Genomic DNA, 13833 nt, shown 5'->3' with positions numbered 1-13833 from the left:
CACTGGGTTTGGCGAGTTGAAGGCCGCACTGTGCCTTAGAAAATACCGGCCGCCTCCCTATGTCTAAATGTATATAATTACCAAATGGACAGATCACCTTTCGTTCAGGTTCTCCTTTTTTTGCTTTACCCGCGATGAATAAAGAACAGAATTTTATGAAATTATTTATGCAACATTAGTGACCGATTTTATTGTTTTCCATTTCTATCGATTGAGTGTTCTCATAAAGCAAATCTGTTGAGGTAAAAGCGATTCAGAAGGTGCAAAAGTTTTCTTCTACAAACCAGCGGTCACTAGCAGGACTCCAGCGGCAAAGAAAACACGATGAGGTCTTTTCGAATCGATGTTGCGCTTATTCCCTTTAGGGTGCAAAGCAAATACGACCGCTTCGTCAAAATACTTCGCTTTCCGCGGGCACGGCTTCAGCTACCATGGAAAGCAAGCTTTCCATGGGGATCTTCAGCTCGCGCTGTTCCCGCAGGAGTCTGCGTATTTTGACTACGCTGAGGTTTGTTTCTGCGTAGATTGGTTTTATTTAGTCCCAGTCTCGTATAACGAGTAAGAAAACGTGTTAAGGCGTATTGCTTATTAAACAAGACAAGGAAGTGCATTGTTTCATGCGAAATTATTCAGACAACTTTAGCATTGCAGAAATCACCTTCAGCGTTGGCTGTGACTGAGTGGGCGCAAGGTAAGATAGATTGATTGGCATCTTGTGTATTCAGGAAATTTAAAAGTGGCTATGCTTACAATCCTTTATTTTCTTAAAGATCGCTTTTTAGTTACTAAGCGGATCTCTGCGCTCTTAACCACTAGATGAATCCTTTTTTAATTCACCTCACTTTATAAAAAAAGTGCATCATTAAAAACAGTCACTAACGAGACCACAGTAGTGCCCTTTAGGGTGAGTTCGAGCAAATGACGACTCGTATTTATGCAACCCCGAGTTGTGATAACCTATTTGTTTTACAAATCACATAAAATGATGTGACGGTAGGCGATTCGTTATTTAGTTATTCAATTAAGGCTCCCTTTTTGGAGGGGAAATGCACTAAGCTCACATTTATTCAACAAAATGCGTCTATTTGATGGGGGAAAGTTCATATAGTTCAGGGAAGGGGGCAGTGCCTTTGAAACGAGCTAAGCGATGGCGCAGGTGGTTGACACGGCAGTTAGATCTTCCAGCAGATGTTACGATGGATTTGCCCCGCTTGACGATGGTCGGTCATTTGCATTTATATATTGAAAATCATAAAGGACTGCTCGTTTACTCTGACACGGAGCTGCGACTAAGGTTGACGACAGGACAGTTGCTTGCGCAAGGGAAAAATTTTGTGATTAAGAAAATGTACCATGATGAGTTAATTTTAGAAGGCCAAATTGAACAGGTACGTTATATCAATGAAACACTGTGACAAGGAGGAGCCTCTGTGAAAAATTGGAGTGACGTGCAATCTCATTTTACAGTAAAACTTCAAGGGTCTGGCGCTGAAAGACTGCTCAATCAATGTGCTCGAGATGGCATGCAGCTGTGGGAGATTAAGCGTCCTGATGCGACAAGTTTAGTGTTTAAAATGGCTTCAAAAGACCTGCCATTGTTGCGTAAGCATGCGCGTGGAACAAAGGTTAAGGTTTTTTTTCTGGACAAGCATGGAATGGCGAATGCGAAATCGATGACTAAGGGATATAGTGGATTTATCCTCGGGATAGGTTGCTTTTTAGCTATTCTTTTTTTAGCGAGCAATATGTTATGGGGAGTGAAAATCTCTGGAGCAGCCCCTGATAACGAACACAAAATTCGACTCGTCTTAGAGGATCTAGGCATCGTTAGAGGCACTACATTTTTCACATTGCCCTCGCCTGAAAAAATCCAAAAACTCGTGATGGATCAAATTGATACGGCTGTGTGGATTGGTGTTGAGCGAAAAGGAACGATCTATTCCATTCATGTCGCTGAAAAAGAAATGCCAAAAGAACGACAGGCCTACTCACCAGGACATCTTGTTGCGAAAAAGGCAGGCACCATTACAGGGATGTTTATTGAAAAAGGAAAGTCCATGGTGAAGCTGAATGATTATGTACAGAAAGGGCAGGTCCTTGTGACAGGAAAAACGACTGAAAATGCGGATGCATCGGCCGTTGTCGCCTCCAGAGGTAAAGTGTTTGCTGAAACCTGGTATCAGTCCACAGTCGAAGTGCCTTTGCAAAAAGACATCCAAACGTTAACAGGCGAAGCACACAAGAATACGTATGTTCATATTGGGAGCTGGCGTTTGAAAGTGTGGGGGTTCGGTGAAGATACGCTCCAGCAAGTGTTTGTTGAAAATGAAACGACGCCTCTGACGATCGCTGGATGGACTAGCCCTTTTGCATGGGAAACACTTGTTCGTAAAGAGACCCAAAAACAAACCATTTCGTATACATTGAAGGAGGCAGCCTCTCGAGCAAAATTGCGAGCAAAGTCAGAATTGCTTCAGTCATTAGGAGAAGATGCCACCATAAAAGAGGAAAAAGTTTTGCACCAACAAGCGGAGAATGGTAAAGTAAAGTTGTCTTTGCACTACCGAGTGATTGAAAACATTGCAGAACCTAAACTCATTGTTCAAGGAGAGTAACGGATGACAGATCATCTTCATAGCATTGAGCTCGATTTTTCAGATGCCAATGAGGCACAAAACCTATTTGGCACAAATGATCTTTTTTTAAAACAAATTGAAAATCATTTTCAAATTTCATTAATTACGCGTGGGGCGTCTGTTCTTGTCAAAGGGACAGAGGAGGATGCCCTGAAAACAAAAGCCATTTTGCAAACGTTGCAGCGACTAATTCAAAAAGGGGCGTCTCTGTCAGAAAGAGATGTAATCTATGCGATTCAGTTGTCTGAAAAGGACGAGCTTGACCGTATGGAGGAGCTTTTTGCGGATGAATTGCTTCGAAATATAAAGGGCAAACCGATACGCGTAAAAACGTTAGGGCAAAAGCGCTATATCTCGGCAATGAAACGCAATGATCTTGTGTTTGGTATTGGACCAGCAGGAACTGGGAAAACCTACCTGGCAGTCGTCATGGCCGTTGCTGCCCTCAAGGAAGGCAATGTAAAGCGCATTATTCTTACACGTCCTGCCGTTGAAGCTGGCGAAAGCCTTGGGTTTCTACCCGGGGATTTGAAGGAGAAGGTTGACCCTTACTTGCGACCGCTTTATGATGCGTTACACGATGTATTTGGTGTTGAGCAAACGGTAAGACTGATGGATAGAGGGACCATTGAAATTGCTCCCTTAGCGTATATGAGAGGGCGGACGTTAGAAGACGCCTTTGTCATCTTGGATGAAGCGCAAAACACAACCCCTGCTCAAATTAAAATGTTCTTAACTCGACTTGGCTTTGGGTCAAAGATGATTGTTACAGGTGACCTTACACAAATTGATTTACCTGGAAAAATTCAATCAGGTTTAAAGGTCGCCCATCAGATTTTGAAAGCAACGGAGGGAGTCTCGTTTATACACCTTGGTGAATCTGATGTGGTCAGACATCCCCTCGTCCAGCGCATCATTCGCGCGTATGATGAACAACAGGAATGATGCAATTGGCGCAGAGACCCATATTTTGGGTCTCTTTTTCCACGATGAAGAAGACATTAGGACGATTGAGGACAGTTCGTTTTATGAAGGGAAGGTACATAGATGATGAAAGGTAACGAGCAATGGTCTCGCATCAGAAAGGCCTTAAAAAAGAAAGCGCAAGGAAAGCTTCTCTTCGGACTGTTTTTACTTGTGATTGCAGTCGTTATGTACAGTGTCATGTTCTCTAATGTGCGTCCGGAACGAGTGGATGTCAGTCTATTTTCAGTGGCCCCAAAAGATATATATTCCCCTATTACGGTAGAAGATACCGAGGCGACAGAGGCAAAAATAGACGAAGCTCTTGCGAAGGTAGAATACCAATATGTTTTGAAGCGTGAATACAGACAAAACCAAATTGAAGCGTTAGGCGTTCTCTTTCGTACTATTGAAAATAGCAAAACATCAGAAAGTAATGAGGAGGAAACTAGCGATCCCTCTTCAGCGACTGAGGAAAGCAACGGAACCACGGCTAGAGTGGAAGCAAGTGATATCCAAAAAGAATTGCCTCCGGATTTAAAAGGGGAATTTACAGACCAGACGATTCGTATACTTTTAAATGCGACGCCGGACCAACTTGCTGTGGCAAATGAATCGTCTGTTGCATCCGTTCACCGCGTCATGGATCAGCGAATCGCAGTGGCCAATGTCGAAGAGAAAAAAGACGAGGTCCGTCGCGAAATTTCTTATACGAGCTTGCCAGATAACCTTAAAAGTGCTGTTGCAGACATAGCGGCATCGATGATTATCCCGAATTACGTATACGACCCACAAGCAACATCAAAGCAACAGCAAGAGGTACGAGATGATATTGAACCAGTGATGATTCAACTTGGGCAGTTAATCGTTAGGGAAGGGCAGCTTGTGGACCGGGAAATCTATCGTGAGCTTGATCTCGTTGGAGTACTCGACCATTCTTCAAATCCTTTGCCGTTTATTGGCTTAGCCTTATTGGTTGGTTTGTTAACGGCACTCGTTGCGTATTACACAAAAGGGCTAACAGATGCAACACGCTCGAAACGAGTATATTTGTACATCTACACTATCATTTTTTCCGTCATGATGATCATGATGAAAATTGTCAGCTTGTTTCAGCCTGAAAACACGGAGTATTTTGGTCTCGTTGTTCCTATTGCGGCTGGAACGATGTTAATCAAGATGCTTATTCATTCTCGTGTGGCTATTATGACAAGCATTGTGTTTGCCATTACAGGCGGACTGATGTTTAGTACGTATGTTCCAGGAAGCTTTAATTATGATTTAGCGATTTATTTTCTCGCTAGTTCGTTGGCGGGGACGTTGTTTTTGAGTAATCGAAATCACCGTGCTAGAATTCTACAGGCGGGAATTATGGTCGCTTTGATTAATATTGTCACCATTATGGCTTTGGCTCTCATTGGCTACGAGCCGTTAAGCGATATGGTCATTGGCGTCGGCTTTGGATTAATCTCAGGCATTGCGGCCTCCATTTTAAGCTTGGGACTTCTGCCATTTTTCGAAGCAGGCTTTGGAATGTTGTCAACAATTCGGTTGATTGAACTCTCCAGCCCTAATCATCCAATGCTTCGTAAAATTCTTGTTGAGACGCCAGGAACCTATCACCATAGTGTAATGGTCGCAAACCTATCTGAGGCAGCATGCGAGGCGGTTGGAGCAAACGGTCTGCTTGCACGCGTAGGCGCTTACTACCATGATATTGGCAAAACAAAGCGCCCTCACTTCTTTATTGAAAACCAGATGGGGCTTGAAAACCCTCATAATAAGATTGCTCCACAGCTTAGCAAAACCATTATTACAGCCCATGCAACCGATGGTGCAGAAATGCTTCGTGAAAATAAACTGCCGACTGAGATCGTTGATATTGCAGCCCAGCATCACGGCACAACCTTATTGAAATATTTTTATCACAAAGCCAATGAGGCGACGGAGAAACAGGTGCCAGAAAGTGAATTTAGATACGCTGGTCCAAAGGCACAAACGAAAGAATCGGCCATTATTGGCATTTGCGATTCTGTAGAGGCAGCGGTGCGCTCATTATCAAAACCTAACCCAAACAAAATTGAGGGGATTGTTCGGAGCATCATTTCCGACCGCTTGCAGGATGGGCAGTTTGATGAGTGTGATATAACATTAAAAGAGCTTGATACTGTTGCGAAGGCAATATGTGAAACGTTAAAGGGCATTTTCCATTCGCGAATTGAATACCCGGATACCGTAAAGAAAAAGGTGAAGCAAGCATGATTGAAATTGACCTCATTGATGAAGAGCAATATAGTGACGAGTACACAAAAAAACGTATTATAGATTTGCTAACGTTTTGCTCAAAGCAGCTAGAGGAAGTTCCTGTCTCCTGTGAGTTGTCTGTCACATTGACAGATGATGAGACAATCCATGAATTAAATAAAACGTATCGAGGCAAAGATCAACCGACGGACGTATTATCCTTTGCCATGCAGGAGTCTGCAGAGGAAGAGCCATGGTTTGAAGAGGCAAAAGACGTGCCTACTATGCTTGGTGATATCGTCATTTCTGTCGAAACAGCAAAAAGGCAAGCAAAAGAGTATGGCCATAGCGACTTACGTGAGCTTTGTTTTTTAGCTGTCCATGGCTTTTTACACTTAATCGGCTACGACCATATGACCGAAGAAGATGAGCGTAAAATGTTTAGTACACAGGAGGCCCTTTTACGTGAATACGGGATCGAAAGGACGCACGAGTAAACCGTGGAGTTGGCGACGTTGGTTTAAAAGCTTTTTTTACGCTGGACGTGGGATCTCTCATGCCTTGCATACCGAAATGAACTTGCGTTTTCATTTTATCGCTATTTTACTCGTCTCAATGCTTGGTATTTATTTTCAGATCACGAAAACGGAATGGCTTGTCCTTATCCTTATGATGACGATCGTCTGTACGCTTGAAATGGTCAATGCCGCGATTGAGAGGACTGTAGATCTCATTACAGAAGAACGAACGATGCTTGCCCAACAAGCAAAAGATTTAGCAGCTGGTGCCGTTTTCCTTTCGGCGGTGGCCTCCATTATTATAGGAATCGTCATTTTTCTTCCCTATGTCAAAGTTTTTGTTGAAATGCAGTGAAGCATAGGTTTTTATAGGAAGTTTTTGGAGATGTAATGCATAAAATACATTCATCAGGTAAAATAAAATACACACCTGATACATGGTAGAGAGGGTCGCTTAACATGAATAAACAGCAATTATTTCAGCAGGCGTTAGAAGCAAGAGAACAAGCGTATACACCATATTCAAAGTTTAATGTCGGTGCTGCACTCGTCACAACAGATGGAGAGGTTGTACTTGGGGCAAACATTGAGAACGCTTCGTATGGACTAACGAATTGTGCGGAACGGACGGCATTTTTCACCGCGCGCGTGGAAAAACACACAGCTTTTTCTATGCTTGGTGTTGTTGCCGCATCGAAGCAGCCAGTACCCCCTTGTGGAGCCTGTCGTCAAGTGATGGCAGAGTTTTGTGAGCCATCAATGCCCGTGTACCTTTTTAATCTTGAAGGCGACTGTAAAGAAACGACGGTTGGCGAATTGCTGCCAGGTTCGTTTAGCAAAGAGGACATGGAGTGACACATCGCTCAGGTTTCATCTCAATTGTCGGCCGACCGAATGTAGGAAAATCCACCATGTTAAATCAACTTGTTGGCCAGAAAATCGCGATTATGAGCGATAAACCGCAAACAACTAGAAACAACATCCGCGGTGTACGAACAACGGATGATTCACAAATGATTTTTATCGATACACCAGGCATGCATAAACCGAAGCATCGCCTTGGAGATTTTATGTTGAAATCAGCAATTCGTACATTAAAGGACGTAGATGCGGTCCTCTTTGTTGTAAATGCGACAGAGAAACCTGGGAAAGGCGATCAAATGATTATCGAGCGCTTTCAAGGCTTAAAAACCCCTGTGTTTCTCGTGGTGAATAAAATTGATCTGGTTCATCCTGATCAATTGCTGCCACTCATTGACTCTTATAACAGTTTATATGAATTTGATGAAATCATTCCTGTTTCCGCACAAGAAGGAAACAATTGTACGACATTGTTAACGACGTTGGAGTCGATATTGCCAGAAGGGCCTGCATTTTATCCTAAAGACCAAGTGACCGACCATCCCGAGCGCTTTATTATGCAGGAATTTATTCGTGAGCAAGTGCTTCACGTCACACGGGAAGAAGTGCCTCATTCCGTAGCTGTCGTCCTTGACGCGGTGGAAAAGCGTAAAGGTGGTGCGGTGTATGTTGCTGCGACGATCATCGTTGAACGCGCTTCACAGAAAGGTATTATTATCGGCAAGCAAGGGTCAATGCTCAAGCACATTGGGCAGGAAGCTCGTGGGGAGATAGAGCGATTGCTCGGATCAAGAATCTTCTTAGAGCTTTGGGTTAAAGTCAAGTCTGATTGGCGTAATCGACCGCATCATTTGGTCGAGTATGGATTTGACGAAAAAGATTATCAAGATTGACAATAATTGTGCCGCATGAATGATTTCCAGACGAGTTAAGCTAATGACACAAGAAACGGCTATCGTTTATGAAAAGGTGGTTTTCTCATGCTACAATATTCATGGCAGGTCTTTGCCAAGACGGGCAGTGTAGACGCTTATTTATTGTTAAAGGAAGCTGAACGCCAGCAAATTGAACGAAAAGCACAGGATCAAACCTCAATGATTAGACGCCAAAAACCAGTGTCGTAACACATCTAAGCTTATATATCGTATAATCAATTTGTGAAATGAGCTGTAAAGAGAGGGTGTTCATCGTTATGCTGAGGAATGTGGAGGGCGTTGTGCTAAAAAGCATCCCTTATGGTGAAACAAACCTCATCTGCACACTATTCACGAAAGAAAATGGAAAAATCGCAGTGATGGTTCGTGGAGCAAGAAAAACGAAAAGTTCATTGCGTGCTGTTGCCCACTTATTTACACATGGCTTGTTTTTAATTCAGGGAGAACGTGGTATGGGAACGTTGCGACAAGGAGAAACAGTGACATCGTTTCGTACACTACGTGAGGATTTAGAAAAAACGGCTTGTGCCGCATGCATGGTCGATTTAACGGATCGGCTGACCGAGGACCGGCAGCCAGATCCGTTTTTATTCGAGCTCCTTCTACGGTCTCTGGGAGCCATTGATGAAGGCAAGGACCCTCTTGTTTTGCTATCAATCTATGAAATTAAATTAATGAGACTCGCGGGGATTTCACCAATGTTTGACCAGTGTGTCGGATGCGCTCGGGAAGGAGATGCCGTAGCATTTTCAATGCACGAAGGGGGAATTGTCTGCAGAAGCTGTGCGATGCAATCCACGTACGCAGAAGCCTTTCATCCTTCAGCATTAAAGTTATTACGGCTTTTCTCCTCGTTTGATCTGAATCGGCTTGGCAATATTAATGTGTCATTCGAAGTCAAAAAAGATTTGCAGCGATTCATCACACAATACTACGATGAACAGGCGGGCATTCGATTAAAGTCCAAGCGTTTTTTGGATCAACTTCATCTTTTGAATTTAGACAGCCATTGACAATAACTTTTAGGTTGCGCTATGATTATCGTATTGATTGAGAAGTATCCCAATGTTTACCTATTAAACGGATACATGGCAATGACGGAAAAAGTACAATATCATGATGGTGTGAAGCGAGCCTGAGACGGTGAAAGTCAGGTCACCACGGATAGAGGAAAGGCATTCCAGAGCCAATGAGTGAAAAAGTGGCTGTGTACGCACAGCAAATAGGGTGGAACCGCGGAATTTATCCGTCCCTATGCCTGTTAAAGGCATAGGGGCGGTTTTTTGTTGGTTTTTGTACGAAATGAACCATGTTAAATGATCAACGAAATCTACGTTCTCATCAGAAAACCATAAAAATGTAAAAGAGGTGACCTTCAATGAATTTGCAGGATATGATTTTATCACTGCAGTCTTACTGGTCAAAGCAGGGATGTATTTTAACACAAGCTTATGACGTTGAAAAAGGGGCAGGAACGTTTTCACCAATGACGTTTTTACGAAGCATAGGTCCAGAACCCTGGAACGTGGCATATGTAGAGCCGTCCAGACGACCAACCGATGGACGTTACGGAGAAAACCCGAATCGCTTGTATCAGCATCATCAATTTCAAGTAATTAAAAAACCATCTCCACCAAACATCCAAGAGTTGTACCTTGGATCACTTGATGTGCTTGGAATAAACCCGCTTGAACATGACATTCGTTTTGTAGAGGACAATTGGGAGTCGCCTACGCTTGGCGCAGCTGGACTCGGATGGGAAGTATGGTTAGATGGTATGGAGGTCACTCAGTTCACCTATTTCCAGCAAGTAGGTGGCTTAGAGGCAAGTCCAGTGTCAGTTGAAATTACGTATGGCTTAGAACGATTGGCTTCTTATATTCAAGACAAGGAGAATGTATTTGATCTTGAATGGACAAATGGGGTGACGGTGAGAGATATTTTCTTGCAACCGGAATATGAGCACTCCAAATATACATTTGAGGAATCAGATACGGCGATGCTTTTTTCACTGTTTGACATGTATGAGAAAGAAGCTTCACGGATCATTGACCTCAATCTTGTTTTCCCAGCTTATGATTATGTGTTAAAGTGCTCACACACGTTTAACCTTCTAGATGCACGTGGGGCAATTTCCGTCACCGAACGAACGGGGTATATTGGAAGAGTGCGCCAACTTTCACGCAAAATCGCGAACGCCTATTACGCAAGCAGGGAAGCGAGCGGGTTTCCAATGCTGAACACGAGGGAGGTTGACTAACATGAGCAAACGTTTTTTGCTAGAAATAGGTTTAGAAGAGTTGCCAGCACAATATGTCGCAGGCAGTGAAGAAGCGTTGAAAAAGGCGGTTGAATCATGGCTGAAGGACGTTCGACTGCCCTTTGAGAAGGTGTCATCCTTTTCGACACCGCGCAGACTAGCGGTAGCTATTGATGGGCTTGGCGAAAAGCAGGCCGATCGTCAGGAAGAGGTCCGCGGGCCTGCAAAGCGGATCGCTGTCGATGCCGATGGTCAATGGACAAAAGCAGCGATTGGATTTGCACGCGGCCAGCATGTAGAGCCAACCGATTTAACTATAAAAACAATCAAAGATCAGGAGTACGTTTTTGCTTCTGTATTTGAGCAAGGATTGGCAACAGACCAGCTTCTTTCAGAGCTAAAAAACGTTATTACCCATTTGCCGTTTCCTAAAAGCATGCGCTGGGGATCAAGTGAACTTCGTTATTTGCGTCCGATTCGCTGGCTTGTGGCATTATATGATAACAGCATTATTCCCTTTGAAATTGAAGGAGTTTCGACGGGGAATATCTCTCGAGGTCATCGTTTTTTGGGGGAGGAAGTTGTCCTACAGTCTGCTGATCAATATGAACAAGCTCTTCTTCAGGAATATGTTATTGTTCAGCCAGAAGAACGAAAAAGACGAATCAATGAACAGCTCAAAGCGTTAGAAGAAAAAAACGGCTGGGTCGTCCAAAAAGATGAAGACTTACTTGAAGAAGTCGTACAGCTTGTTGAATACCCAACAGCCCTAGATGGCGCTTTCGATGAAGAGTATTTAGCTCTTCCTGAGGCGGTTCTTATTACGACTATGCGAGAGCATCAGCGGTATTTTGCTGTCCGAAATCAAGATGGGACGTTGGCTCACCGTTTTGTAACCGTAAGAAATGGAAATGATGTCAAGATAGACAATGTGCAGCGTGGAAACGAAAAGGTTTTGCGAGCACGCCTTCAGGACGCTAAATTTTTCTATACTGAGGATCAAAAATTAACGATCGATGCAGCATTAGAAAAAGTGAAAAACGTTGTGTTCCACGAAAATCTAAAGACGTTGTTTGATAAAAGCAAACGGAATCAGGCGCTTGTCAATCAATTGGGTGAAAACTTGCCTGTTTCTCCGAACACGATTGAGGCAGCTGCACGCGCAGCATACATTGGGAAATTTGACCTTGTCACCTATATGGTTGGAGAATTTCCTGAGCTTCAAGGGAAAATGGGTGAGGAATACGCCAAAGCCCTAGGCGAAAATGAGGCAACGGCCATTGCGATCAATGAGCAATATGCGCCCCGTTCTTCCGACGGAACATTGCCATCAACCGAAGCTGGTGCATTGCTTGCATTAGCGGACAAAGTCGATACGATTGTCGCCTTTTTCTCAAAGAAATTGATTCCTACCGGCTCTCAGGATCCATTTGCGCTTCGTAGACAGGCGTATGGCATCGTTCAAATCTTGCACGGATTCGGATGGCAAATTTCATTTGCTACGCTTGTGGATCATGCCGTTAACGTCCTTGTAAAAGGTGGCATCCCTTGTGACGAGGAGACGGTTTCAAAGGAACTGGTTCAATTTCTCTCACAACGACTGAAAGGGCTTCTGTTAGATGCAAACATTCCTCATGACGTTGTCGAAGCCATTTTGAATGGATCTAGCGGTGTACGATGGACGTTCCGAAAAGCCGATGTACTTGTGGCTCACAAGAAAGAGAACGACATAAAGTTACATGTGGAAGCAATGGCTAGGGTACAAAATCTCGCTGATAAAGCGTCCCATGCGGATGTAAAGCAACACCTTCTAACGGATGCCCATGAACAAGCATTATTTGAAACACACTCCACATGGTCAAGTCGGTACGATGAAGCGGTGCGCGAAGGCAATGCAGAGCTTGCATTTGCTGCACTTACACAATACACCGCAACCATTACAGCGTTTTTTGATCATGTGATGGTCATGGTGGAGGATGAAGAAATTCGTGACAATCGCTTGGCTCTTATGGCAGCATTAGCAGACACCTTTTCTTCATTTGCCAATATGCGAAAGCTTCATGTGTAACACAATCCTTACAAGCACTGGCTGTGTCAAACGGTCAGTGCTTGGTGCACGTTAAAATCATTCCATAAGCAGAAATTTTGGTTGAAAGGAGTACGTTATGCCATCGGTTATTTATATCATTTCAGATTCTGTCGGGGAAACGGCTGAACTGGTGTTAAAAGCTGCGATGAGTCAGTTTGAAAGCGAAGAGTTCGAAATAAAACGTGTGCCCTATGTTGAAGACGCAGGCACGCTTATCGAGATCATTCAGCTCGCGAAGCAGCAAAAAGCGATTATTGGTTTCACGCTTGTCATCCCAGCGATGAGGAATGTACTTTTGAGGGAAGCGTCTTTGCATGATGTTGCTGTGATTGATCTAATTGGACCTGCAATTGATACGATGGCAAAGGTCTACAATAAAAAACCGAAATACCAGCCTGGTCTTGTGCATAAACTAGATGCGGGATACTTTCAAAAAGTGGACGCTGTTGAATTTGCGGTTCGGTATGATGATGGGCGTGATACACGAGGCATTCTGCTCGCCGATATTGTCCTCATTGGTGTGTCGCGAACGAGCAAAACCCCGTTGTCGCAATACCTAGCTCATAAAAAGGTAAAAGTGGCCAATGTGCCTATGGTACCTGAAATATCGCCTCCAGCAGAATTGTTTAAGGTGGCTCCTTCAAAATGTATTGGTCTGACGATTCAGCCTGAAAAATTGAATGACATTCGGAAAGAACGATTAAAATCGCTAGGATTAAGAGAAAATGCAGGGTATGCAGACCCTGAAAGAATTCATAAAGAGTTAGCCTATTTCGAAAAGGTCGTAGGACGAATTGGCTGTCATGTCATTGATGTGACGAATAAAGCTGTGGAAGAAACTGCAAATCTAATCCTATCTTTTATTGAACATACGCGAACCAAATAATTATCGTAAATGGGTTTCTAATGTCCGTCTATTCTTTTCATCCCATGAGTGTAAAAGGTGAGATTAATTTTCGGGGAAACTTCTAAAAGTGAGAGAACTTCGCATTCACATTTATTCGCGAGAAAGAAACGAATCATGTAGCATTTAAAGTAAGTAAAGCATTCCCATGAAAACTTCTTTAGGCATCAACGGTAAAAAGAAGTCTATTCGCTACGAATCGTCCTAAGGGATGACCGTTCTACTCGCTTGGGCGAATGGCTTTCTTTTGATTTGTAAGGAGGGGAGTCATTAAACTGATTCAACTTTATGCAAAGGATTGAGCGTCTGAATAGATTTTATTTGTTCGATGTATTATAATGATTGGATTATGTTTGTGGCTTGGAGACGCTCATTAGTCGACAAATATTGAACGTTTCTTCACTGTACGACAGATTTCTGAAA

General features: G+C 43.4%; 13 protein-coding genes and 1 other annotated feature. All 13 genes read left to right on the top strand.

What is annotated here, in order from left to right:
• Positions 1-1088: 1088 nt before the first annotated feature.
• Positions 1089-1415, top strand: a complete 327-nt coding sequence (gene yqfC / locus EV213_RS06015) for a sporulation protein YqfC (RefSeq protein WP_133579587.1) — start codon at positions 1089-1091, stop codon at positions 1413-1415.
• A gap of 15 nt (positions 1416-1430) precedes the next feature.
• A complete protein-coding gene (gene yqfD, locus EV213_RS06010; RefSeq protein WP_133579586.1) occupies positions 1431-2615 on the top strand; it encodes a sporulation protein YqfD in 1185 nt (394 codons plus the stop codon).
• A gap of 3 nt (positions 2616-2618) precedes the next feature.
• Entirely contained in the window at positions 2619-3581 is a 963-nt protein-coding gene (locus EV213_RS06005) for a PhoH family protein (protein WP_133579585.1), read from the top strand.
• 102 nt (positions 3582-3683) lie between these two features.
• Positions 3684-5861 carry an HD family phosphohydrolase gene (locus EV213_RS06000; protein WP_243739997.1) on the top strand — a complete coding sequence of 726 codons (2178 nt, stop codon included), beginning with the start codon at positions 3684-3686 and terminating at the stop codon, positions 5859-5861.
• A complete protein-coding gene (gene ybeY, locus EV213_RS05995) occupies positions 5858-6340 on the top strand; it encodes an rRNA maturation RNase YbeY (RefSeq protein WP_133579584.1) in 483 nt (160 codons plus the stop codon). The genes EV213_RS06000 and ybeY overlap by 4 nt, the downstream gene beginning before the upstream one ends.
• Positions 6309-6716 carry a diacylglycerol kinase family protein gene (locus EV213_RS05990; protein ID WP_243739996.1) on the top strand — a complete coding sequence of 136 codons (408 nt, stop codon included), beginning with the start codon at positions 6309-6311 and terminating at the stop codon, positions 6714-6716. The genes ybeY and EV213_RS05990 overlap by 32 nt, the downstream gene beginning before the upstream one ends.
• Positions 6717-6820: 104 nt before the next feature.
• On the top strand, positions 6821-7216 hold the full coding sequence (locus EV213_RS05985) for a cytidine deaminase (RefSeq protein WP_133579582.1): 396 nt from the start codon (positions 6821-6823) through the stop codon (positions 7214-7216).
• Positions 7213-8115: a GTPase Era gene (gene era / locus EV213_RS05980; RefSeq protein WP_133579581.1), complete on the top strand. Its 903-nt coding sequence runs from the start codon at positions 7213-7215 to the stop codon at positions 8113-8115. The genes EV213_RS05985 and era overlap by 4 nt, the downstream gene beginning before the upstream one ends.
• A gap of 87 nt (positions 8116-8202) precedes the next feature.
• Positions 8203-8346: a YqzL family protein gene (locus tag EV213_RS05975; RefSeq protein ID WP_133579580.1), complete on the top strand. Its 144-nt coding sequence runs from the start codon at positions 8203-8205 to the stop codon at positions 8344-8346.
• A 68-nt stretch (positions 8347-8414) separates the two neighbouring features.
• Entirely contained in the window at positions 8415-9170 is a 756-nt protein-coding gene (gene recO, locus EV213_RS05970; RefSeq protein ID WP_133579579.1) for a DNA repair protein RecO, read from the top strand.
• A gap of 72 nt (positions 9171-9242) precedes the next feature.
• Positions 9243-9414, top strand: a binding site (T-box leader).
• 121 nt (positions 9415-9535) lie between these two features.
• The gene (gene glyQ / locus EV213_RS05965; protein WP_133579578.1) at positions 9536-10417 is read left to right on the top strand and encodes a glycine--tRNA ligase subunit alpha; all 882 of its coding nucleotides are present in this window, start codon (positions 9536-9538) and stop codon (positions 10415-10417) included.
• A gap of 1 nt (position 10418) precedes the next feature.
• Positions 10419-12485, top strand: coding sequence for a glycine--tRNA ligase subunit beta (gene glyS / locus EV213_RS05960; RefSeq protein WP_133579577.1), 2067 nt, complete (start codon positions 10419-10421; stop codon positions 12483-12485).
• 97 nt (positions 12486-12582) lie between these two features.
• Entirely contained in the window at positions 12583-13392 is an 810-nt protein-coding gene (locus EV213_RS05955; protein ID WP_133579576.1) for a pyruvate, water dikinase regulatory protein, read from the top strand.
• The last annotated feature ends 441 nt before the right edge of the window (positions 13393-13833 follow it).

It is taken from the genome of Aureibacillus halotolerans (assembly GCF_004363045.1).
Taxonomy (GTDB): Bacteria; Bacillota; Bacilli; order Bacillales; family DSM-28697; genus Aureibacillus; species Aureibacillus halotolerans.
The sequence above is the reverse complement of the archived record's forward strand: the minus strand, read 5'-3'. Positions and strand labels throughout refer to the sequence as shown.

Coding starts and splice junctions, on each gene's coding strand:
- recO (WP_133579579.1), top strand. CDS start 8,415: ATGCTGAGGAATGTGGAGGGCGTTGTGCTAAAAAGCATCCCTTATGGT.
- EV213_RS05955 (WP_133579576.1), top strand. CDS start 12,583: ATGCCATCGGTTATTTATATCATTTCAGATTCTGTCGGGGAAACGGCT.
- EV213_RS06005 (WP_133579585.1), top strand. CDS start 2,619: ATGACAGATCATCTTCATAGCATTGAGCTCGATTTTTCAGATGCCAAT.
- EV213_RS06000 (WP_243739997.1), top strand. CDS start 3,684: ATGATGAAAGGTAACGAGCAATGGTCTCGCATCAGAAAGGCCTTAAAA.
- EV213_RS05985 (WP_133579582.1), top strand. CDS start 6,821: ATGAATAAACAGCAATTATTTCAGCAGGCGTTAGAAGCAAGAGAACAA.
- yqfC (WP_133579587.1), top strand. CDS start 1,089: ATGGGGGAAAGTTCATATAGTTCAGGGAAGGGGGCAGTGCCTTTGAAA.
- glyQ (WP_133579578.1), top strand. CDS start 9,536: ATGAATTTGCAGGATATGATTTTATCACTGCAGTCTTACTGGTCAAAG.
- EV213_RS05975 (WP_133579580.1), top strand. CDS start 8,203: ATGCTACAATATTCATGGCAGGTCTTTGCCAAGACGGGCAGTGTAGAC.
- ybeY (WP_133579584.1), top strand. CDS start 5,858: ATGATTGAAATTGACCTCATTGATGAAGAGCAATATAGTGACGAGTAC.
- glyS (WP_133579577.1), top strand. CDS start 10,419: ATGAGCAAACGTTTTTTGCTAGAAATAGGTTTAGAAGAGTTGCCAGCA.